Genomic DNA, 21,625 nt, shown 5'->3' on the forward strand with positions numbered 1-21,625 from the left:
ATTATGCTTTTTTTAATTATTTTATTAGTCATTATTTGTATTGCCTTGGCGCTGTTTGTTTTGATACAAAACCCTAAGGGTGGTGGTTTGGCTACAGGTGGGTCCGGAAGCAATATGTTTGGCGTACAGCGTACTGGTGATGTGTTGGAAAAAGGAACCTGGATTTTGTTGGCATTGGTAGTGGTGGTTACACTTTCTATTACTACAATTGCTAAATCCGGAAGTGCAGGTTCTGGCGCTTCTTCTAAAATCCAGCAGCAGCTGGACAATAGTGTGGCCCCTCCTCCAATAGGTAATATGGCCCCGGCCAATACGCCTCCGGCTACATCAGACACAACAAAGAAATAAATATATCATCGTCAGTAGGACGATGAATGTTAAAAAAGAGCCTGTATCATCTTTCATGATCAGGCTCTTTTTTTTATGTACTGCCAGTCTGACACGAAATAAATGTTGTGATAATGCATTAGCTGACAATGCTGTGTAAATTTGGCAAGCTGAAGCCATTGGCATAAAAACTGATGTAATTGTTGATACGTACTTAATACGAACTTACATTTTAACTAAAAAAATAAATTAATATCAAGTTATGGCTTTAAACCTTAAACCCATTTCAGGCACATCAAACAGAGTTATTGTTGAGCCTGCAGCGGCAGAAGAAAAGACGGCATCGGGAATATATATCCCTGACACTGCAAAAGAAAAACCATCAAAAGGAACTGTAGTATCTGTTTCTGAAGAAGATTCAGAAGGTAAAAAACCGACTGTTAAAGTTGGAGATGTGGTTATTTACGGTAAATATGGTGGTACAGAACTTCCTTATGAAGGTAAAGATTACCTGATCATGCGTGAAACTGATATCTACGCAGTACTTGCATAATCAGTAACTGATATCAGGATAAAGAACTCATTAACTACTAAAAACAACTACTAAATAACAATGGCAAAACAAGTAAAATATAATGTAGAAGCCCGTGACGCCCTGAAAAGAGGTGTTGACATTTTGGCCAATGCGGTAAAAGTAACCTTAGGCCCTAAAGGTCGTAATGTAATTATAGATAAGAAATTTGGTTCACCTGTTATCACTAAAGATGGCGTTACAGTGGCTAAAGAAATCGAATTGAAAGACCCTATTGAAAACATGGGTGCCCAAATGGTTAAAGAAGTGGCTTCTAAAACTGCTGACATAGCAGGTGACGGAACTACAACTGCAACTGTATTGGCACAGGCCATCGTAACAGCGGGTATTAAAAACGTAGCTGCTGGTGCAAATCCAATGGATTTGAAACGCGGTATCGACAAAGCGGTAACTGCAATCGTTGAAAACTTAAGATCTCAGTCGCAAACTGTAGGTGAGGACAATAACAAAATCAAACAGGTAGCTTCTATTTCGGCTAACAATGATGAGGTTATCGGTGCTTTAATTGCAGAGGCAATGGGTAAAGTAGGTAAAGATGGTGTAATCACTGTGGAAGAGGCGAAAGGTACTGAAACTGAAGTAAAAACAGTAGAAGGTATGCAGTTTGACCGTGGTTATTTGTCTCCATACTTTGTAACCAATGCGGACAAAATGGAAGCGGAATTAGAAAACCCTTACATTTTGATCTATGACAAAAAGATCAGCAACATGAAAGAATTGTTGCCTGTATTGGAAAAACAAGTTCAAACAGGTAAACCTTTATTGATCATAGCTGAAGATCTTGACGGCGAAGCTTTAGCTACTTTGGTAGTGAACAAGATCCGCGGATCTCTGAAAGTAGTAGCCGTTAAAGCTCCTGGTTTTGGCGACCGTCGTAAAGCCATGTTAGAAGACATCGCGATCTTAACTGGTGGTACAGTGATCTCTGAAGAAAGAGGATATAAATTAGAAAATGCTGACCTTACCTATTTAGGTACTGCTGAGAAAGTACTTGTTGATAAAGACAATACTACTATCATCAACGGTGCTGGTCAGTCTGAAGACATCAAAGCGCGTGTTAACCAGATCAAGGCTCAGATTGAGACCACTACATCTGATTATGACAAAGAGAAATTACAAGAGCGTCTGGCTAAATTAGCTGGCGGTGTTGCAGTTCTTTATGTTGGTGCTGCTTCTGAAGTAGAAATGAAAGAGAAAAAAGACCGTGTTGATGATGCATTACATGCAACCCGCGCTGCGGTTGAAGAAGGTATCGTAGCTGGTGGTGGTGTTGCTTTCATCCGTGCGATTGAAGCATTGGAAGGCATGAAAGGCATCAATGATGATGAAACTACAGGTATTCAGATCATTCGCCGTGCAATCGAAGAGCCTCTACGTCAAATCTGCCAAAACGCAGGTATTGAAGGTTCTATCGTAGTACAAAAAGTTAAAGAAGGTACTGCCGACTTTGGCTATAATGCACGTACTGATGTATATGAGAATTTAATTGCTGCTGGTGTAATTGACCCAACTAAAGTTGGTCGTGTTGCATTAGAGAACGCAGCTTCTATCGCGGCTATGTTATTGACCACTGAAGTGGTATTGGCTGACGATCCTGAAGATGCTCCTGCAGGTGGCGGTATGCCTCCAATGGGCGGCGGCGGTATGGGCGGCATGATGTAATCATTCGCTTTACAGTTCATAAAAAAACCCGCTTTATAGCGGGTTTTTTTATGAACTTTTTTTATTGTTGACTTTCACGTCATCTCGACGGAGCGGAGCGACGAGAGATTCTTGTATTTTCCAAAGATCTCTCCTTTGGTTCGAGATGACGGGTTCATAGCCCGGGCTGAGGTAGCAATTAATTTCAAACGTAGCTGCAGTTATCAAAACTGCCCTTATTTTTTGTTAGTTTTGTAAGACTATGCAAAGGGAACAGATCTCAGTATTTGATATTTTTAAGATCGGCATCGGGCCTTCCAGTTCACATACTTTGGGCCCCTGGAGGGCCGCGCAACAGTTCACTGCATTCCTGAAAGCACAAGGACTGATGGAGCAGACTGAACAAGTAAAGATTTTACTGTATGGCTCACTGGCTAAGACCGGTAAGGGCCATGGAACAGATATAGCCATATTGTTGGGCCTTGCCGGTGCCGATCCGGTTACATTTGATGTAAATGCAATAGACAGCACCATCGAAACCATTAAAAATGATCAGTTGCTAAAACTGGCAGATGAAAAGCTTATCACGTTTAATTACGAAGAGGACCTGATCTTTCTTTTCTTTGAAAGTTTGCCTTTTCATCCCAATGCGGTTACTTTTCAAGCCTTTTTGAGTAATGGAAAGGCTGTTTCAGAAACGTACTATTCTATTGGGGGTGGTTTTGTAGTTAAGGAAGGCGAAAACGGGAATGAAAAGACGCAGGTAGATCTGCCCTTTCCGATAGAGAAGGCGGGCGATTTGCTGCACTGGTGCCTGACCACAGGATTAAAGGTTTCTGAAGTGGTGATGGAGAATGAATCGGCCTGGCGCCAGGAGAAGGAAACCCGTAGCGGTATTATCCAGCACTTTAAAGTTATGAAGGAATGCATCTACCGTGGCTGTCATACTCCCGGGGTATTGCCGGGGGGACTGAATGTAGCGCGTAGGGCGTCGGCACTCAATAGAAAGCTGATCGGTAGCACTGGATATTCAGATTATGAGAGTTGGGTAATGGCAATCAGGCAGGGAGGTAATGGCTTTAACTATATCCTTGACTGGGTAAGCTGCTTTGCCCTTGCGGTAAATGAAGAGAATGCTTCTTTTGGCCGGGTAGTAACTGCACCTACCAATGGTGCTGCAGGTGTAATCCCGGCGGTGCTGCAGTATTACATTACTTTTTGTGATGGTTTTACTGAAGAGCGGATTATGCAGTTCATTGCCTGCGCTTCTGAAATAGGAAGTATTTTTAAGAAAGGGGCGACCATATCCGCCGCAATGGGGGGATGTCAGGCAGAGATCGGTGTGTCATCAGCGATGGCTGCGGCAGCGCTGACGGAATGCATGGGAGGTTCGCAAAGACAGGTGTTAATGGCCGCGGAGATTGCTATGGAGCATCACCTGGGGCTCACCTGCGATCCCATAGGCGGACTGGTACAGATCCCCTGTATAGAAAGAAACACCATGGGGGCAATTAAAGCCATTACTGCCAGCCAGCTGGCTTTGCAGAGCAATCCTGATAAAGCGAAGGTAAGTCTGGATGCTGTAGTAAATACCATGTGGGAGACAGCCCTGGATATGAACTCTAAATATAAGGAAACGTCTGATGGCGGACTGGCAACGAATATTCCTATCAGTTTGCCGGAGTGCTAAACCGGTTTGTCTGAAGAGCTTATCGCTTAAAAACCTTTAGTACCGCAGGGGCAACGTTTGCTCCCCAGTCGAGGTACATGTTGCCAGAAGGGTGCAGCCCGTCTGATGCAACCAGGCTATTGTCAGTTGCGGCATTTCGCGAAGCCGGGGTAATATCGGTATAGCTGATTCCCAATGTAAGGGTCTCTTCCTTATTGATCGCATTAAAGGCGTCTATCTCCTGCGAGATCATTTGCTGGTCGCGACCGCTTTGTTTGCCAAAAGGAGTAACTCCCCAGTCGGGAATAGAGACTACAAAGACATGTGTTTTGTCGCCATTCGCGTAGTCGATCGCGGTCTGCAACAGCTCTTTAAATTCCTTGCGGTATTTATCTTTTGATTCTCCCCTGTACTGGTTATTGACGCCGATCAGCAGGGTTACGAAATTGAATTTCCGTATCCCGCCAGATACTTTGATGGCGTCTAGCAGCTCGCTAGTGGTCCAGCCCGTTCTGGCAATTATGACTGGAGGGTTGATTATCAAGCCTGCTTTTTCAAGTTGCTTAACCAGTTGCGCAGGGAAAATTTGTGGACGGTCTACAGATTCACCAATGGTATAGGAATCTCCAAGAGCAAGGTAGTTGAGCTGTTTACCCAGATTTGGGTCGACAGGCTTTGTAGTAGTATCCATAGGCTTTTTAACAGTGTCTGCCGGTTTTTTGGTCGTATCTGCCACCTTAACTAGTGTATCGGCAGGAAGTCTCTCATTGTTCATTGGTATTATCCCTTTTTTGCAGGCCAATAATAAGCATAAACTCAGAAATACTGTAAATACCTTCATACCTATAAATACGAGAGCGGGAGTAATGCGGATTGCCTAATATAGCTCCATGCCGAAAAGATGGGCGATGTGCTGTTTTAATCTGTCTTTTACCTCGTCCATGTTAAGTGCAGCACCTAGTTCCCTTTGCATGGATGTTACCTCCTTATCGTCTATACCACAGGGCACGATGTTGCCGAAATAATCAAGATCGGTATTCACATTTAAAGCAAAACCATGCATGGTAACCCAGCGGCTGCACCTTACGCCCAATGCGCAGATCTTGCGGGCCTTATCATTGTCGGCATCCAGCCATACCCCGGTAAAACCGGAATAGCGGCCCGAGGAGATGCCGTAATCTGCCAGTGTCAGGATTACCGCCTCTTCCAGTGTCCTCAGATAAAGATGGATGTCGGTAAAGAAGTTGTCCAGATCCAGAATGGGATAGCCTACAATCTGCCCGGGACCATGATAGGTGATGTCGCCCCCGCGATTGATTTTATAGTAACTGGCCTGCTTTTTCTCAAGCCCGGCCTCGTCCAGCAGCAGGTTTTCAGGCTGGCCGCTTTTCCCCAGGGTATAGACATGAGGGTGTTCGCAGAATATGAGATAGTTGGGCGTGGGCAACTGTAAGCTTTCCGTCCGGTTACGGGTTTTTACCGCGACAGTCTGGTCGAAGATCGCTCCCTGCCTGGCCCATGCATCCTGATAATCAGTCAGTCCCCAGTCTATAAATTCAGTTTTTTTGTTCATGCTGCAGAAGGTTAGGCTACCACGTACCCAAGCATATAACCATCATCTGTTTTGAAGTAGTTTACAGTCAGTTCCCTGCTGCCTTCCTGCAGGTCGACAAGCGCATTCAGCATGCCCTTATCTTTGAGTTTGAATGGCTTGATGTGTATGTCCTGTTTAAATTCCAGGCCCTTCCTTCCATTCCATTTGTAAATGGCTTCTTTGGCGCACCAGCATACATAGAGGCCATTTGTGTTATCGCCTATTTGTTTTTGTGCAAGTTCCACATCTGACAGGAATTTCTGTTTGATACTCTTGATCTTGTGCTTGATCAGCTCGATGTCTACCCCCACTTTCTTAGTCTTGCTGATGATCACGGCCGCATAGTCGTAGGAGTGGCTCAGGGAAATTTCATAACCAAGAGCAGGGAGATAAGGTTTGCCATGATCGTCCATTCGGCAATCTATGTATTCATCCGTATTGAGCAGGGTCCTGAGCAGAACGCGGGTACTCAGCCAATGTAATAAACGCTTGCCATTATTTAAAGAAGCAATGACATCCAGCTCATGCTGTTTCAGTTGCAGACCTGCGGTCAACGCTGCTTCGGTCTCTTCGATCTTCCATACTGCCAGCATGGTGTCATCGTCAATATTTTTGTTAAAAACTACAGGCATCTCTATTTTAGAAAAACTATGCAAAAGTATCTTAAATTAATCATAATTTCGCCCAAATACTTTAAAGTGATTATTCCACCTGCTTTATTGTCCTTAAAAACCATATAAACCAACATGATACTGTCAGATAAGCGAATCCTGGAAGAAATAGACAAAGGGACTATTATAATTGAGCCCTTTGATCCGGAATGTCTTGGTACCAATTCATATGACGTTCATCTGGGCAAATACCTTGCAACCTATAAGGACAGGGTATTGGATGCAAAGGCACATAATCAAATAGATCATTTTGAAATCCCTAAGGATGGCTTTGTACTTCACCCCGGTACTTTATACCTTGGCGTAACACTGGAATATACAGAAACGCATGCCCATATTCCATTTTTGGAAGGCAAATCCAGTACGGGCAGGCTGGGTATAGATATCCATGCTACCGCAGGAAAAGGAGATGTGGGCTTTTGTAATACCTGGACACTTGAAATATCCTGTGCACAGCCGGTAAAGGTGTATGCAGGGATGCCGATAGGGCAGTTGATCTACTTTATGGTAGCCGGTGAAATAGAGACCATGTACAATGCAAAAAGCAACGCCAAATACAATAATAAAACCACCAAGCCGGTAGAAAGCATGATGTGGAAGAATAGGTTTTAGCCTCATTTTTATATATATTAGGGTTTTGTAACGCTATTGCCCTTTTAGATGAAATATAAATTATTCTTTCCGCTCCTGACCTTGCTTGTCCTTGTTTTTGCGCTTGGTTATAAATCAGATGACGACCCATTTGCTGCTCTGCTTAAAAAGCTGGAGACCTATCTTGAAAAGTATCCGCAAGAGAAGGTGCACATTCATCTGGATAAGCCTTATTATGCAATTGGCGATGACATCTGGGTGAAGGCTTACGTAATGAATGCACAAACCTCAGCCCCTTCCAGCATTAGCTCTGCCATTTATGTAGAGCTGCTCAATGAAAAGGATTCCATAAAACAGCAATTGAAACTACCCCTTGTTTCCGGGCTTAGCTGGGGAGATTTTAAACTCCCTGATTCTTTGGCAGAAGGAAATTATAGAATCCGGGCCTACACACAGTGGATGAAGAATGCGGGGACCGAATTCTTCTTTGATAAGATCATTAAAATTGGTAATTCCTGGTCGAACAGTGTTTTTACCAGTACCAACTATGCTTTCAGTAAGCAGAATGCAGCGGAGAAAGTGGAAGCAAATATCAAATTTACAGATAAAGAAGGCAAGGCCTATGCGGCAAATAATGTGGAATATGAAGTTCAGCTAAATTCCAGAAACATTGCAAAAGGCAAGGCTACCACAAATGAGCAGGGAGAAATCAATATCAGTTTCTTAAATAATCAGCCGGCCATCTACAAATCAGGTAAAATTGTTGCTACTTTGACCTTGCCCGACAAAAAGAAAATTGTGAAGAATATTCCGATTAAGGCAACCTCAAATAATGTGGATGTACAGTTTTTTCCTGAAAGCGGCAACCTGGTAGAGGGCCTTCCAAATAAGGTAGGCATCAAGGCAGTAAATGCTTCAGGCCTTGGAGAGGATGTGAGTGGTGTGATCGTGGATGTAGAGGGAACGGAGGTGAATAAATTCGAAACACAGCACCTGGGCATGGGAAGTTTTGTGATCAATCCTCAGCCTGGCAAACTGTATTTTGCGAAAGTAAAGTTCAAAGATGGCTCAGAAGGCAAATTTAATCTTCCGCGGGCGTTGGCAAGCGGATATCTCATTACAGTGAACAGTACCACCGACAATGTGGTTGCCAAAATATTAATGACAGCAGATCTCGTAGGAAAAGGAGAGCTGAAATTAGTGGCCCTGTACAATGGCAATGTGCTTTTTGTATCCCGGTCGCCATCCCAGAAGCAGATCATTACCACAAATATCCCTAAGAAGGACCTGCCTGCAGGGATTATCCAGTTTACTGCTTTCTCTGAAACCAATATGCCGATAGCGGAAAGGCTGGTGTTTGTAAATAACAATTCGAATGCCATCAGTGCAACGCTTGGCACGGCAAGGCAAAGCTACGAAAGGAAGGAAAAAGTAAGTGTAAACCTTAAGGCCCTATTTGAAGGTAAGCCAGTTCAGGGCAGTTTCTCTGTTTCGGTGACCAATACAGCCTCAGTAAAGCCTGATCTGGAAAATGAAAGTAATATATTCACTTCTCTGCTACTTAGCTCGGACCTGGCCGGCTATATAGAAAAACCCAATTATTATTTTCTTAATAAGGAACCAAAGACACAGCAGGATCTTGACAACCTGATGCTTACCCAGGGTTGGAGAAGGGTGCTGTGGAAAAATGTTATTGCCGGCGTATTGCCTGCTTCCAGTTTCCAGGCAGAAAAATCCTTAAAGATCAGCGGGACTGTTACCACTTTGGGAGGCAAGCCTGTGCCAAATAGTAAAGTTTCCTTATTTTCTTCCAGCGGTGGTTTTTTTGCCATCGATACCCTAACCGATGCACAAGGGAAGTTTAACTTTGACAACATGAGCTTCGGCGACAGCACCAAGTTTGTAGTACAGGCACGTACCGAAAAAGGGAAGCGAAATCTGGAGATTAAAGTGGATGTGGTGTCAGGGCAGCTGGTTACCAAGAGTAAAAATGCAGGGGATGTAACGGTGAATGTGAATGAATCTATAGCCAGTTACCTGAAGCAGAGCGACAACTATTTTGATGAACTAGCCAAACGGGGCGTGCTTGAAAGAACAATCATGCTGAAAGAAGTGAACATCGTAGAAAAGAAGAACCCTGCCAAGAACTCAACGAACTTAAATGGGGGAGGAAATGCGGATGCGGTAATTACTGCGGAACAATTGGGTACCTGTCCTACGCTTACGATCTGCCTTCAGGGCAGGGTGGCCGGCCTTTTGTTTAAAGCAGGTGTTCCCTACCTGCTTAGAAATGGAAATATTCCGATGACGATCATGCTGGACGGAATGGATGTCGGTGCTGATTTTCTGGACAATATCCCGCCTTCTGATGTAGAGACCATAGAAGTCTTAAAATCTATCAACTACACCACCATTTATGGAAGCCGCGGTGCGGGTGGAATATTGGTAATCACCACAAAAAGAGGGGGCGGCATGTCTGGTATCTCTTCTTATACCCCAGGCATCGTCACCTATGCGCCAAAGGGATTTTATACACCAAGACTATTTTATTCCCCTCAATATGACGTGGCCGATAGCAGGCCCGACTTTAGGTCTACCATTTACTGGAACCCGCATGTAGTGACGGCAGAAAATGGAGAAGCCGTACTGGAATATTATAATTCGGACGAAACAGGAACCTATAGGGTGGTGCTGGAAGGTATAGATATGCTTGGAAATATAGCACGCAGTGTTTATACTTACGAAGTCAAATAATTGAAGAAATGAATACAATAAGAGTCACCATAAAAGATCATCTGGCCATTATTACCTTGGACAGGGGCAAATCGAATGCTTTAAACGGTGAGATGATTACCGAATTGAACGACATGCTGGTCAATATTGCTACTGACCAGAACATTGCCGGAGTGATCATCACCGGCAAGGAGCATTTCTTTTCTGCCGGTCTGGACCTGATAGAGCTGTATAACTATTCTGAGTCTGAAGCAAGCGCTTTCTGGAATTTGTTTTTAGCATTTAGTGCTACCATCACCGCCTTCCCAAAGCCACTGGTAGCTGCTGTAAACGGACACAGTCCGGCAGGTGGGTGTGTGATTGCACTCGCATGTGACTATAGGGTCATGGCTGAAGGAAAATACATTATAGGCTTAAATGAAGTTCCCGTTGGGATTATTGTGCCCAACAGTATTTTTAAACTTTACTCCTTTTGGATTGGTCAGGCCAATGCTACCAGAAGTTTGCTGGAAGGTAAGTTGTTCTCTCCGGAGGAAGCATTTGAGATCGGACTGGTAGATGAACTGGCAAATCCTGCAAGCATAGTTACCACAGCTGAACGTAAGATCAGGAAATACATGGGTATGGAACGCAATACCTGGTCGCAGAGTAAACTGAATATCAGAAGAGACCTGATTGCAGCGACTGCTGCAGATCAAAGTAAAGATCTGGAGGCCATGCTGAAACAATGGTGGTCGCCATCTACCCGTAGCATTCTCAAAACAATTATTGATAACCTTCAAAAGAAATAGCCATGTACAACCAGCCAATGCTAAGAGATGATGCTTTAAAGGGTAAAACATATGTAATTACCGGGGGTGGTACCGGCCTTGGTAAGGCGATGGGTACTTATTTTCTAAAGCTTGGGGCCAATCTGGTTATCACCAGCCGCAAGGAAGAGGTATTGAAGAAGACAGCATTGGAAATGGAACAGGCCACAGGCGGAAAAGTGCTGGCGGTAGCCTGTGATGTAAGGGAATACGAACAGGTAGAAGACGTCCTGGCTGAAGCGCTTAAGGCATTTGGCAGCGTAGACGGACTGATCAATAATGCAGCGGGCAATTTCATATCGCCTACTGAAAGGCTTTCCGCAAATGCATTTTCTTCTATTATAGACATTGTGCTAAAGGGCTCAGTAAACTGTACACTGGCTTTTGGCAAACATTGGATCAAGGAAAAGCAAGCAGCAAGCGTACTCAATATAGTGACCACTTATGCTTATACCGGGTCTGCATACGTAGTGCCATCTGCCTGTGCCAAAGGAGGTGTTTTGGCCATGACTCGTTCGCTGGCAGTAGAATGGGGAAAGTATGGCATCCGTACCAATGCGATTGCGCCGGGGCCTTTTCCTACAAAGGGAGCATGGGAAAGATTGTTGCCCGGAGAGCTGGCGGAAAAGTTTGACTTCAAAAACCGTGTTCCGTTAAAGCGGCTGGGCGACCACCAGGAACTGGCTAATCTGGCAGCTTTTTTAATCAGTGATTTTGCAGGTTATATCAATGGAGAGGTCATTACCATCGACGGAGGTGAATGGTTGCAGGGAGCCGGCCAGTTTAACGGACTGGAGGCTATACCAGGAGAAATGTGGGACGCCTTTGAGCAGATGACGAGGTCTGCTAAAGGGAGTTAAACTTCAATTTTACCACCTGATGAGCGCACTGGCCCAGGTAAATCCTGAACCAAAGGCTGCCAGGCACACCAGGTCACCTTCCTTGACCAACCCCTGCTCCCAGGCTTCGCTTAAGGCTATTGGTACAGATGCCGCAGTAGTATTTCCGTATTTCTGGATGTTATTAAAAACCTTTTCATCAGGCAGTTTTAGCAATTGCTGCACATATTGACTAATCCTTAGGTTGGCCTGGTGAGGTACCAGCAGGTCTATGTCTTTTTCATCAAGATTGTTTTGCTGAAGCGCTTCCCTGATCACCTCGGGAAATTTAACCACTGCTTTTTTAAATACCGCAGGGCCGTCCATATAAGGAAGCGCGGCCCCACTTTCTATTTGTTCCTGCGTGATGAATAGTCCCCCAAGTTCCTGGTCCGGGTATCCGGGTTTGTCCTTGAGCCATTTATTGGCATGCGCACCTGGATAAAACATAGCAAGGATCTCTGCATCGGCACCATCGCTGTGCAGGTGTGTACTTAGTATTCCTTGTCCCTCGTTCTGAGTAGGCTGTAGTACCACAGCGCCTGCACCATCCCCGAATATCACCGACACATTGCGGCTCCTTGTTTCGAAATCCATTGCAAAGGAATGCTTCTCACTTCCTACTACAAGAATATTCTTGTACATACCTGTTTTAATAAACTGATCGGCTACAGAAAGTGCATATACAAAACCAGAGCACTGATTGCGGATATCCAATGCGCCAATCTCTTTCATTTTCATTTCGCGCTGCAGCAATACGCCGCAACCGGGGAAATAATAATCCGGGCTTAGCGTTGCAAAAATGATAAAGTCAATGTCCTGAGCTGTGATGCCTGCTCTTTCTATGGCAATTTTGGCAGCTTCCACACCCATTGTGGTGGTCGTCTCTTCCAGCCTGTCGGCAAAACGGCGCTCCTTAATTCCGGTGCGTTCCTGTATCCATTCATCGTTTGTATCCATAAAACGTGCGAGATCGTTGTTGGTATAAACATTTTTTGGAACGTAGTGGCCTACTCCGGCAATCCTGGAACGCTGCATAATAATTTGGTTTAGTATTAATTTTAAGCAAAAATAACTTTAACTGCAACATTATTTTAAATTACCTTATTTTTGTAAGATGTCTACAGAAACAAAAGAGGAAACATTTACATTAGAAGAGATACTCACCTCACTAAAAACCGTTCACCGCCTGATACTTTGGAACGACGATGTAAATACTTTTGACCACGTGATACACTGTATGATGAAATACCTTGATTATTCTGAACATCAGGCAGAGCGAATAGCCTGGGAAGTACACAACAAGGGCAAATGCGCTGTACTGGAAGGCTCTTTTACGGAAATGGAAGTTTACCGCAAAATCCTGCAGCAGGAAGGCCTGACCGTTTCTGTGGATTAATCCAAACACGCTGTAATAAAATAGTTACTCCTGTGTTTTTAAACTTACCCATCGTTTCTTTGTCCCTCTTAGTAGATTATGAATAATAAAATAAAGCACCAGATGAACAATTGTCTGCCAAAAGTTCTGCTATTGGCCATGATGATAGGTTTTACAACAGTAAAGCTACATGCACAGACAAGCAGTAGTGGTAAAATCACCGCAAAAGTTACAGACGCCCAAAACAATGAGACCATCCCTTTTGCTACAGCAATTATTATAGACCGGAAAACAAAGGCGGTGATAAAAGGTGTTCAGACAGATGCCGATGGCAACCTGGTAATGACTGGCCTGCCTAAAGGAGTATTTACTTTTAGAGTTAGTTATGTTGGTTATCAAACGATGGTCAGGGATTCGCTCTCGATCACCGATGCGCAGCCAGAGGTAAGCCTGGGTGCTATTAAAATGAAGACAGCCAAGGGAACTGTGCTGAATGAAGTGGAGATCACAAGACAGAAAAGTACCATGCAGCTGGGCATAGATAAAAAAGTATTCTCGGTAGACCAAAGCCTTGTAAGCGAGGGTGGTTCTGCCTCAGACCTCCTGCAGAATGTGCCTTCTGTACAAACTGACATAGAAGGAAACGTAAGTTTGAGAGGTTCCAGTGGAGTAAGGGTGCTGATAGATGGCAAACCATCATTGATCGCAGGGGGGAATGTCGCTCAAATCCTGCAATCTATACCAGCCAGCTCTATTGAAAGTGTAGAACTTATCACCAATCCGTCAGCAAAGTACGATGCAGAGGGGCAATCTGGTATTATCAATATCGTATTGAAGAAAAACAAGAAGCTGGGACTGAATGGTTCGGTGGCACTGACGGCGGGCAACCAGGATAATTACAATGCCAGTACCAACCTGAGTTTTCAGAACAGTAAAGTGAATTTATATGGAAATTATAGTTACCGGTACGGCAATAGAAACGGCGGTGGCTATAGCAACATTACTTATCTGAACAGTCAGTTTCCCACTGCCTATGCCAACCAGCTTACTGATGGAAGTTCACTGGACAAGGGCCATAATGCGAAAGCTGGTATTGATTATTACCTCACTCAGAGCAGTGTGCTGAGCTTCTCAGGAGGATTTAACATTCGGGATAATGACAGAAATGAACTGCTTAACATAGATCAGCTGGACAAGTTAAGGAACCCGCTGCAGTTAAGCAGAAGAGATAATGACAACTCAGGTACTGGCGGGAGTTATGACCTCAACCTGGACTTCAATCAGAAATTTAAAAAGCCTAAGGAAGAATTGACTTTCAATTTCAGCTTTTCTGAAGGAGATAATGACAATTATCAGATCTATGACACTGATATATATAACATCAACGGAGAAGCGGTAAGTTCCTATCCAAGTATACAGCGTACTGACGGGGATGGGTTCAACAGGAACTACAACATCCAGACTGATTATACACTGCCAATCGGAAAAATGGGCAAGATTGAGGCCGGATACCGCAGCCAGATCCGCTTTTCTGAGAACAGTACCTATGCGGATCAGCGGGACATCCTTACAGGCGACTTTGTTACCAACTTTGCCCTGACCAATGATTTTAATAACAAAGACCAGGTGCATGCCCTGTATTTTAATTATCAAAACCAGATCGGAAATTTCGGATATCAGGCAGGTCTGAGGGCTGAAGATGCTTTATTGACCACAAGCCTCGGGATGTACAATACATCCGGCGGACTGAACTATACGCCCGGCAAGGTGGCCTATACCAGGTTGTATCCGAGTGCGTTCCTGACTCAGAAATTTGCCGGAGAGCAGCAGGTACAACTTAGTTACAGCAGAAGGGTAAACAGACCAAGAGGATGGGATACCAATCCTTTTCTGGATGTTTCAGATCCTTTAAACTACCGTCGCGGAAATCCCAACCTGCAACCAGAGGATGTGCATGCTTTTGAACTTAGCTACAGCAAGTTCTGGAAAGCAGTGACATTTACTTCAAGTGCATACCTGCGTCAGACTAATGACGTCATCCAGAGAATACGTACAGAGCCGGATGAAAATGGGATCACCATTACAACACCACAAAACTTAACCAGGAATATTTCAAGCGGACTGGAGCTAATCGGTCGTGTTGACCCTACAAAATCATGGAACTTTACCGGAAATGTAAATCTCTATCAGAGTAAAATAGAAGGTGTACCGGCCTTTGGCATCGTGGAGAATTCAGGCTTTAGCTGGAATGCCAACCTGACCAATAACTTTGTATTGCCTTATGGGGTGACATTGCAGATCAAGGGCGATTACCGTGCTCCTGAAGTAATGGCCCAGGGTAAAAGGAATGCAATGTATGCAGTAGATGCCGGAGCCAAATACGACTTTAAAAACAAGAAATCGTCCTTAAGCCTGAACGTAAGGGATGTATTCAATACCCGCAACTGGAGCATGACTACAGAAGCCAACAATACCATCATCGACTTCAAACGTAGAATGCAGGGTACAATGGCCAGCCTGACTTACTCCTACCGTTTTGGAAAGAACGACTTTAGTTTCAAAAAGAGTAAGAAATCTGATCAGCAGGAAATGCGTTCGGATGAAGAGTCATTTTAGACTATAAAAGAAAATGAAAGCCTGTCTCCTTAATCTCTCCTTACTCTTGCTTACATTCTGCACATTTGCGGCAGACAGGGGCGTGATTTCGGGTAAGGTTGTGGAGCAGGTAGGTGGAATGCCTATTCCATCAGCGGTGGTAGCGATATATGTAACCGGGACTGAACAACCGCTCATTACATCGCCTACAGACGAAGATGGCCTGTTCAAGATCGGTTCCCTTAAGTATGGCAGTTATACAGTAAAGGTACAGTACATGGGTTTTGTACCGGTGGTGATCAATGACGTAGTGCTGTCTGGCAAGGAGCCTGAAAAAAGACTGGGTACTTTAAAACTGCTTGCTGACGAAACAAATCTGGACGAGGTAACCATCGAAGCAGAAAAACCGCTGATACAGTTTGCACCTGATATGCTGACTTATAATGTGGAAAAATCGGTACTCGCAGAAGGAAGTACCGCAAGCGATATTTTAAAAACCGTACCGATGGTGGAGGTAGATCTTGATGGCAATGCAACGATATCGGGCAAAAGAAACACCAGGATATTTATCGACGGGAAGCCCTCAGACTACATGACTTCCAACATTGCAGATCTGCTTAGTATTTTGCCCTCAGATGCGATCGAAAAGATTGAAGTAATCACAAATCCTCCGGCCAAATACTCTGGCGATGGGGAAGGCATCATCAATATTGTGATGAAAAAGAACTTTAAGATCGGGCTTGGGGGTAATGCTGGATCAACAGTAGGGCTTCAGGGCAATACCAATATGAATGCCAATGCGTCTTACAAAAGCAAGACTTATTCCATTAATGGTGGCGGCGCTTACCGGTATAATATCCGCAAGAATACCAATGAAAACTTCCGTGAGAACTTCTTTACTGATACCGCCTTCTATTTTAATAACCTGAACAGCAACAGGAATACCGGCGATGGTGGAAACTATAGGGTAAATTTTGACTGGAATGTCAATAAAAATCAGAACCTTAGGATATCGTCCAGCTTTGAAAATAACATCAGCAGAAGTAATAGCGGAGCTTATAACCATTATCTGGATGAAGAGCGCATAGAGCGCAATCTTAGAAATCAGCTAACCACAGGAGATATCAAACGGCATACATTTGTTTTTGATGCCGATTATGAGCTGAACATGGATACCACCGGAGGGAAGCTGTCGGTGGGGCTGACCTACAATGATAACAATGACCTGAACGAGCGGTTCCAAAACAGAACGTTTGTACCAGCCAACCGAAATCCGCAGCTTCAGGAAAACAGCAATGGGGTAACGAATAACGGACTGACCTTCAAGGCCGATTATGACAGGCCAATATTCAAAAAAAGAGACCATATTGAAGTGGGCCTGATGTATACATTCCGCAACAATAATAATGACCAGCGTGTTCAGAATTTTGACTTTGATGCCCAGCAATATGTTGTCAACGAAAAGGTAAGCAACCAGTTTTTATATCAGGAAGACATAGTGGCAGGATATGCGTCGTACAATCTACGGGGTAAAAACTGGGGTGCAAAAGCCGGTTTAAGAGGGGAGTTGACCACAGTTCATTTCGACCTTTCTTCTGGAGAGAGTTATGATATCGATCCATACCTAAGCTTATTTCCCAGCTTTTCCCTCAACAGGAACTTTAGAAAGCGGTACAACATTGGCGCATCTTACAGCGTAAGGATCAACAGACCGAGAGAAAATTCACTGAACCCGCAGGTCAATAACAATGATCCCCTGAATATCAATTATGGAAATCCCGAACTGTTGCCGGAACTGACCCATCAGATGGACGTGAGTTTCAATGTTTACGGGGAGCGCTGGTCTTTTGTTCCTAAACTTGCCTATTCAAACCGAAGGGCAGTTATTGAACGGTACAGGTCGGTCGACCAAACAGGCGTATCTGAAACAACTTATGACAATGTAGGCGCAAATACGGAATACAGCCTTTTCTTGATCGGTAATTACCGTCCGCATAGAAAAATCTCTACTAACGCCAATTTCAGCTTTAGTCAGGCCTCTTATAAATCGGATATAAACAGCTCGCTCAACAGGACTGGAAAAAACCTGAGGGGAAATGTTGGCCTGTCTATGGAACTGCCATTTAAAACTGCCTTTGAAGGCAATGTGAATTATTACAACAACATCTCCGCGCAGGGCAGAAATAAGGGATCCATCACTACCTGGATGGGTGCCAGAAAGGTTTTTTTGAAGAATAAGCTCAATGCTAGGATCAGCATCAGTGATCCGTTTGGTAGGAGCAGCAATTCTTCTTATAGCGAGGGTGTAAACTTCAGGTCCCAGAACTATTATACCAGCAACACCAGCAATGTGACGCTCAGCCTCAACTACCGCTTTACCCGGATCAGCAAGGTCAAAATACCTCCTCCTTCAGAAACAGCACCTAAAGCCAAGCCCTAGTTTTATTTAAAAAAGCAGAATTAGTATATTGCGGCTATGGAAGAAATCAACCCATGGGTTAGTGTAACACAGCGTGGAGTTTATCAGAATAATTGGATCGGCCTTACCGAACACGAAGTAATTAATCCTTCAGGAGGCAAAGGGATCTATGGCGTGGTGCATTTCAAAAACCTGGCCATTGGCATCCTGCCGCTGGATGACGAATTGAATACCTGGATAGTAGGGCAGTACCGGTTTCCGCTCAATGCTTACAGCTGGGAAATTGTAGAAGGCGGAGGGCCGCTTGACATAGACCCACTGGAAAGCGCCAAAAGGGAACTCCTGGAAGAGACAGGATTGATCGCTTCAAACTGGATGGAAATCCAAAGAATGCACCTTTCCAATTCGGTAAGCGATGAGCTTTCGATCACCTATATTGCCAGAGGGCTGATCCAGGGCCAGGCAGAGCCGGAAGAGACCGAGCAGCTTACCGTACGTAAAATCCCCTTTGAAGAGGTTTATAAAATGGTCATGTCGGGCGAAATTACCGACAGCATCAGTGTAGCGGTAATTTTAAAAACAAAGATTCTTATACAGGAAGGCCATTTAAAATAATTATAATTGTGGCAGATTTTCACAGGCTATGAATAAACTTTTAGGATACCTGCTCAGTATCATATTTTACTTTTTCTTTTTTCTGACTTTAGTGGTCTTTCAGCCAATACAATGGGTATGTTACCGTTTTTTTGGATATAAAGCCCATAAGGTTTCTGTAGATTTTCTCAATTTCTTTCTTACTTATTGCGATTTCTTCCTGGGCGCTTCCGTTAAGTTTGTAAACCAGCAGCAGTTGCCATTAGACCGGCCAATTATCTTTGTTGCCAATCATCAAAGCATGTATGACATACCCGGCCTCATCTGGTTTTTAAGAAAATACCATGTAAAGTTTATCTCAAAGATTGAGCTTACCAAAGGGATTCCTTCCATTTCGTTCAACCTGAAGTATGGAGGTGGAGCCAATATAGATAGAAAAGATAGCAAACAGGCAGTTTCAGAGATCATCAAGCTGGGCCGCAGAATGAAAGAGCACACCTGGTCGGCCATGATATTCCCTGAGGGTACGCGCTCCAAAGACGGCAGGTTAAAACCCTTTCAGATAGGTGGTATCGCTACGCTGTTGAAGGTAGTGCCCACTGCGCTGATCGTACCTGTAGCCATTGAAAACTCATGGAAGATAGTCCAATATGGCGCTTATCCATTGAGTGCAGGAGCGCAGCTGCGCTGGACAGTTTTGTCTCCAATAGAGCCGGCTGATAAAAAGCCTGAAGATGTAGTGGCTGAAGCCGAAAACCAGATCAGGATAAAACTAAAACAGCTGCCTGCCTAAATATTCTTGTTGTCTATGTGTTTAAAAAACTCATCCCGGTAAGTATCTCCTATCGGAATGATCTTTCCGCATATAGAGATCCGGCTGCGTTCTATACTTTCAATCTTGTCGAGCGAGATAATATAAGATTTATGGACCCTGATAAACTGACCGGAAGGAAGGGTTTCTTCCATTTTCTTCATGTTCTGCAAAGTAATGATCCGTTCTGCTTTGGTATAAATAGAGATATAATCTTTTAAGCCTTCAATATAAAGGATTTCGTCGAGCTGGATCTTTTGGATCTTATGTTCTGTTTTGACGAATATAAAATCCTGAACAGAATGGCTGGTTGTCGAAAATGGAGCCGAAGTTACAACCGGCTGCGGGGCAGGAACAGGCTCTGGGGTTTTCATACGGTTGTGCACTTTTTCCACTGCTTTATAAAATCGGTCAAAAGCGATCGGCTTCAAAAGATAGTCGGATACATTCAGGTCATAGCTTTCTAATGCGTATTGTGAATAGGCCGTCGTGAGGATATAATTAGCTTTGCCACTGGCAATTTTCAGGAATTGTATCCCCGTTAATTCCGGCATCTGAATATCTAAGAACACAAGATCAATTCCACCTGCCTGTACCAATTGTAAAGCCTCTATTGCATTTTCTGTACGCTTTACCAGTTCCAAAAAGGGTACTTTGGATACATAATCTTCAATAATATCCAACGCCAGCGGCTCATCGTCCACCGCAATACATTTTAACTTCATCATATATCAAGCATTAATTCTGTGGTATAATGGGTAGCCGAATTTACGATATTTAATTTATACCTGTCGGGATACAACAGTTGTAACCTGCGTTCAACATTGTTTAGCCCAACCCCACCCATTTCATCCTTATTATATTTATTCTTTTTATTAGTCACACTAAAGTGTAATATCTTTTGATTAGCAATGATATTGATCTTAATCGGATTTTTTGGATCATTTGCAACACCATGTTTAAAGGCATTTTCAACAAATGATATCAATATCAACGGAACGATCTGTTGATCATCAATTTCCCCATTTAAGGTAAATTCTACATTTGCCCCATCCTTAAATCTCAATTTTTGCAGCTCTATAAAGCTCTGAACATATTCAATTTCTTTATTTAAAGAAACCCAGCTGTCATTGCTTTCGTAGATCATGTAGCGCATGATCTCTGATAATTTCAATATGGCATCGGCCGTCTTATCAGATTTCTGATAAGCCAGCGAGTAGATGTTGTTTAAAGAATTAAACAGGAAATGCGGATTAAGCTGCGACTTTAAAAACTGCAGCTCCATTTCTTTTTTTTCCATTACCAGGTTGCGCTGTACGCTTTCATTGCCGAACCAGTCCACTGCAAATTTCAGTAATGAACTCGCTACGATAAAGAAACCTGATACGAATATGGTACTAACTACATATTTAAAGATGTTTAGGTACGATCCCTCGCCTGCATCAGCAATATAGGAAAACAGAGTAGTAGTATGAAGACTGGCGAGTGCCATCTTGATGAGGCTCATCAGTACGATCACAATGATGATTGCTACGACATACAGGCCGTACTTCTTCTTTTCTTTTACCAGTAAGGGGATCAGCAGGGTGTAGTTGATATAAAAGATAGAAATGTTTGCCAGTGCAGAATAGCCATAGTTTACGGCAAGATTAAAAATTGTCCGCTCGCCTTTAAAATTCATGATCTCCAGAAACAGGACCAATCCTATTAATAGCCAGAAAAGAAGGTGCGCTATAAAAGGGCCTCTACTTTTCATTAAAACTACTTATTGCAAAAAAATTCATACGTCCAAATTAGGTATTCTGAGGGCTTTTAAGGATGTTCTTTCGACGAACAGGCATTTTTTTTCTACCAAATTCCTAAATAACCCAATGAATTGCAAAACTATACATTTAAGGCGTTTATCTAGAATAATATGTACTTGGTCTAAAACATTTTAACAGGAATTTTTAAATTATTCTATTTGTTTCATCAAACAGAGCAAGCGAGCTCTTGAGAACAAAAAAATAGAAATAAACACTCGAAAAAACAAAACGAATATGAAAAGGTTAACAAACGTATCTCCATTTTTACTTTTACTGGTTCCTGTTTTTATCATGATGTTATTGACATTCACTACAGGTAATGTAAACAATCAGAATGAGGAAGTTGCTTTAAAATCTGCACCTGCAAAAGATGTATTGACAAAAGTGGTTAGCCCACTTACAAAATAATTAGACCGGTCATGGTGCTGTTAATGGCTCCTTATCATTCATGTACCTGCTTACATGGTCGGCCACAAATAAAATAGTAGATTTAGTTTTTAGTTAATAGTAAGAGATGG

20 protein-coding genes are annotated in these 21,625 nt (G+C 43.4%); 14 read left to right on the top strand and 6 right to left on the bottom strand.

What is annotated here, in order from left to right; translation table 11 throughout:
• Nucleotides 1–3 precede the first annotated feature (3 nt).
• The 4 genes from secG (at nt 4) to EZ437_RS05285 (ending at nt 4,250) form a co-directional block, all read left to right on the top strand.
• Complete coding sequence (secG, locus tag EZ437_RS05270; protein ID WP_131593945.1) at nt 4–348, top strand: preprotein translocase subunit SecG; 345 nt, start codon at nt 4–6, stop codon at nt 346–348.
• Between the two features lie 241 nt (nt 349–589).
• On the top strand, nt 590–880 hold the full coding sequence (locus EZ437_RS05275) for a co-chaperone GroES (protein ID WP_131593947.1): 291 nt from the start codon (nt 590–592) through the stop codon (nt 878–880).
• Nucleotides 881–940: 60 nt separating this feature from the next.
• Complete coding sequence (gene groL, locus EZ437_RS05280) at nt 941–2,581, top strand: chaperonin GroEL (protein ID WP_131593949.1); 1,641 nt, start codon at nt 941–943, stop codon at nt 2,579–2,581.
• A gap of 241 nt (nt 2,582–2,822) precedes the next feature.
• A complete protein-coding gene (locus tag EZ437_RS05285; protein WP_131593951.1) occupies nt 2,823–4,250 on the top strand; it encodes an L-serine ammonia-lyase in 1,428 nt (475 codons plus the stop codon).
• 19 nt (nt 4,251–4,269) lie between these two features.
• Here the strand turns inward: EZ437_RS05285 and EZ437_RS05290 are convergent, their stop codons facing one another.
• The 3 genes from EZ437_RS05290 to EZ437_RS05300 form a co-directional block, all read right to left on the bottom strand.
• Nucleotides 4,270–5,004 carry an SGNH/GDSL hydrolase family protein gene (locus EZ437_RS05290; RefSeq protein ID WP_225869495.1) on the bottom strand — a complete coding sequence of 245 codons (735 nt, stop codon included), beginning with the start codon at nt 5,002–5,004 and terminating at the stop codon, nt 4,270–4,272.
• 102 nt (nt 5,005–5,106) lie between these two features.
• A complete protein-coding gene (gene lipB, locus EZ437_RS05295; protein ID WP_131593955.1) occupies nt 5,107–5,802 on the bottom strand; it encodes a lipoyl(octanoyl) transferase LipB in 696 nt (231 codons plus the stop codon).
• An 11-nt stretch (nt 5,803–5,813) separates the two neighbouring features.
• Entirely contained in the window at nt 5,814–6,455 is a 642-nt protein-coding gene (locus tag EZ437_RS05300; RefSeq protein ID WP_131593957.1) for a 4'-phosphopantetheinyl transferase family protein, read from the bottom strand.
• Nucleotides 6,456–6,569: 114 nt separating this feature from the next.
• Here EZ437_RS05300 and dcd point away from each other — a divergent pair, with 114 nt between their 5' ends.
• From dcd to EZ437_RS05320, 4 genes are read left to right on the top strand one after another with little or no spacing between them, the layout of a single operon-like run.
• Entirely contained in the window at nt 6,570–7,106 is a 537-nt protein-coding gene (dcd, locus tag EZ437_RS05305) for a dCTP deaminase (RefSeq protein WP_131593959.1), read from the top strand.
• Nucleotides 7,107–7,154: 48 nt separating this feature from the next.
• Nucleotides 7,155–9,839: a carboxypeptidase-like regulatory domain-containing protein gene (locus tag EZ437_RS05310; RefSeq protein WP_131593961.1), complete on the top strand. Its 2,685-nt coding sequence runs from the start codon at nt 7,155–7,157 to the stop codon at nt 9,837–9,839.
• 8 nt (nt 9,840–9,847) lie between these two features.
• Entirely contained in the window at nt 9,848–10,609 is a 762-nt protein-coding gene (locus tag EZ437_RS05315) for an enoyl-CoA hydratase/isomerase family protein (protein WP_131593963.1), read from the top strand.
• Nucleotides 10,610–10,611: 2 nt separating this feature from the next.
• Nucleotides 10,612–11,487 (top strand): SDR family oxidoreductase, encoded by an 876-nt coding sequence (locus tag EZ437_RS05320; RefSeq protein WP_131593965.1) that lies wholly within the window; start codon nt 10,612–10,614, stop codon nt 11,485–11,487.
• A 9-nt stretch (nt 11,488–11,496) separates the two neighbouring features.
• Here EZ437_RS05320 and EZ437_RS05325 read toward each other — a convergent pair whose 3' ends face one another.
• Nucleotides 11,497–12,543 (bottom strand): 3-oxoacyl-ACP synthase III family protein, encoded by a 1,047-nt coding sequence (locus tag EZ437_RS05325; RefSeq protein WP_205942644.1) that lies wholly within the window; start codon nt 12,541–12,543, stop codon nt 11,497–11,499.
• 79 nt (nt 12,544–12,622) lie between these two features.
• On the opposite strand from EZ437_RS05325, the gene EZ437_RS05330 reads away from it, so the two are divergent.
• The 5 genes from EZ437_RS05330 (at nt 12,623) to EZ437_RS05350 (ending at nt 19,284) form a co-directional block, all read left to right on the top strand.
• Entirely contained in the window at nt 12,623–12,904 is a 282-nt protein-coding gene (locus tag EZ437_RS05330) for an ATP-dependent Clp protease adaptor ClpS (RefSeq protein ID WP_131593969.1), read from the top strand.
• 78 nt (nt 12,905–12,982) lie between these two features.
• Nucleotides 12,983–15,499, top strand: coding sequence for an outer membrane beta-barrel family protein (locus EZ437_RS05335; protein ID WP_225869496.1), 2,517 nt, complete (start codon nt 12,983–12,985; stop codon nt 15,497–15,499).
• A 13-nt stretch (nt 15,500–15,512) separates the two neighbouring features.
• Nucleotides 15,513–17,918, top strand: coding sequence for an outer membrane beta-barrel protein (locus EZ437_RS05340; protein ID WP_131593971.1), 2,406 nt, complete (start codon nt 15,513–15,515; stop codon nt 17,916–17,918).
• Between the two features lie 36 nt (nt 17,919–17,954).
• On the top strand, nt 17,955–18,512 hold the full coding sequence (locus EZ437_RS05345; RefSeq protein ID WP_131593973.1) for an NUDIX domain-containing protein: 558 nt from the start codon (nt 17,955–17,957) through the stop codon (nt 18,510–18,512).
• Nucleotides 18,513–18,540: 28 nt separating this feature from the next.
• A complete protein-coding gene (locus EZ437_RS05350; RefSeq protein ID WP_131593975.1) occupies nt 18,541–19,284 on the top strand; it encodes a lysophospholipid acyltransferase family protein in 744 nt (247 codons plus the stop codon).
• Here the strand turns inward: EZ437_RS05350 and EZ437_RS05355 are convergent.
• Both EZ437_RS05355 and EZ437_RS05360 read right to left on the bottom strand, forming a co-directional pair.
• Nucleotides 19,281–20,030 carry a LytR/AlgR family response regulator transcription factor gene (locus EZ437_RS05355; RefSeq protein WP_131593977.1) on the bottom strand — a complete coding sequence of 250 codons (750 nt, stop codon included), beginning with the start codon at nt 20,028–20,030 and terminating at the stop codon, nt 19,281–19,283. The two genes, EZ437_RS05350 and EZ437_RS05355, sit on opposite strands and share 4 nt — an antisense overlap.
• Nucleotides 20,027–21,058, bottom strand: a complete 1,032-nt coding sequence (locus EZ437_RS05360) for a sensor histidine kinase (protein WP_131593979.1) — start codon at nt 21,056–21,058, stop codon at nt 20,027–20,029. The genes EZ437_RS05355 and EZ437_RS05360 overlap by 4 nt, the downstream gene beginning before the upstream one ends.
• Nucleotides 21,059–21,341: 283 nt before the next feature.
• Here EZ437_RS05360 and EZ437_RS21520 point away from each other — a divergent pair, with 283 nt between their 5' ends.
• Nucleotides 21,342–21,515, top strand: coding sequence for a hypothetical protein (locus EZ437_RS21520; RefSeq protein WP_165500346.1), 174 nt, complete (start codon nt 21,342–21,344; stop codon nt 21,513–21,515).
• Nucleotides 21,516–21,625: the final 110 nt, after the last annotated feature.

Source organism: Pedobacter psychroterrae (assembly GCF_004331695.1).
In the GTDB taxonomy this organism is placed as follows: Bacteria; Bacteroidota; Bacteroidia; order Sphingobacteriales; family Sphingobacteriaceae; genus Pedobacter; species Pedobacter psychroterrae.

Bases quoted from the DNA above. Each gene is read 5' to 3' on its own strand.
- dcd (WP_131593959.1), top strand. From the start codon at position 6,570: ATGATACTGTCAGATAAGCGAATCCTGGAAGAAATAGACAAAGGGACT.
- EZ437_RS05290 (WP_225869495.1), bottom strand. From the start codon at position 5,004: ATGAACAATGAGAGACTTCCTGCCGATACACTAGTTAAGGTGGCAGAT.
- EZ437_RS05330 (WP_131593969.1), top strand. From the start codon at position 12,623: ATGTCTACAGAAACAAAAGAGGAAACATTTACATTAGAAGAGATACTC.
- EZ437_RS05360 (WP_131593979.1), bottom strand. From the start codon at position 21,058: ATGAAAAGTAGAGGCCCTTTTATAGCGCACCTTCTTTTCTGGCTATTA.
- EZ437_RS05275 (WP_131593947.1), top strand. From the start codon at position 590: ATGGCTTTAAACCTTAAACCCATTTCAGGCACATCAAACAGAGTTATT.
- EZ437_RS05345 (WP_131593973.1), top strand. From the start codon at position 17,955: ATGGAAGAAATCAACCCATGGGTTAGTGTAACACAGCGTGGAGTTTAT.
- EZ437_RS21520 (WP_165500346.1), top strand. From the start codon at position 21,342: ATGAAAAGGTTAACAAACGTATCTCCATTTTTACTTTTACTGGTTCCT.
- EZ437_RS05335 (WP_225869496.1), top strand. From the start codon at position 12,983: ATGAATAATAAAATAAAGCACCAGATGAACAATTGTCTGCCAAAAGTT.
- groL (WP_131593949.1), top strand. From the start codon at position 941: ATGGCAAAACAAGTAAAATATAATGTAGAAGCCCGTGACGCCCTGAAA.
- secG (WP_131593945.1), top strand. From the start codon at position 4: ATGCTTTTTTTAATTATTTTATTAGTCATTATTTGTATTGCCTTGGCG.
- EZ437_RS05355 (WP_131593977.1), bottom strand. From the start codon at position 20,030: ATGATGAAGTTAAAATGTATTGCGGTGGACGATGAGCCGCTGGCGTTG.
- EZ437_RS05320 (WP_131593965.1), top strand. From the start codon at position 10,612: ATGTACAACCAGCCAATGCTAAGAGATGATGCTTTAAAGGGTAAAACA.
- EZ437_RS05325 (WP_205942644.1), bottom strand. From the start codon at position 12,543: ATGCAGCGTTCCAGGATTGCCGGAGTAGGCCACTACGTTCCAAAAAAT.
- EZ437_RS05350 (WP_131593975.1), top strand. From the start codon at position 18,541: ATGAATAAACTTTTAGGATACCTGCTCAGTATCATATTTTACTTTTTC.
- EZ437_RS05340 (WP_131593971.1), top strand. From the start codon at position 15,513: ATGAAAGCCTGTCTCCTTAATCTCTCCTTACTCTTGCTTACATTCTGC.
- EZ437_RS05300 (WP_131593957.1), bottom strand. From the start codon at position 6,455: ATGCCTGTAGTTTTTAACAAAAATATTGACGATGACACCATGCTGGCA.
- EZ437_RS05285 (WP_131593951.1), top strand. From the start codon at position 2,823: ATGCAAAGGGAACAGATCTCAGTATTTGATATTTTTAAGATCGGCATC.
- EZ437_RS05315 (WP_131593963.1), top strand. From the start codon at position 9,848: ATGAATACAATAAGAGTCACCATAAAAGATCATCTGGCCATTATTACC.
- lipB (WP_131593955.1), bottom strand. From the start codon at position 5,802: ATGAACAAAAAAACTGAATTTATAGACTGGGGACTGACTGATTATCAG.
- EZ437_RS05310 (WP_131593961.1), top strand. From the start codon at position 7,155: ATGAAATATAAATTATTCTTTCCGCTCCTGACCTTGCTTGTCCTTGTT.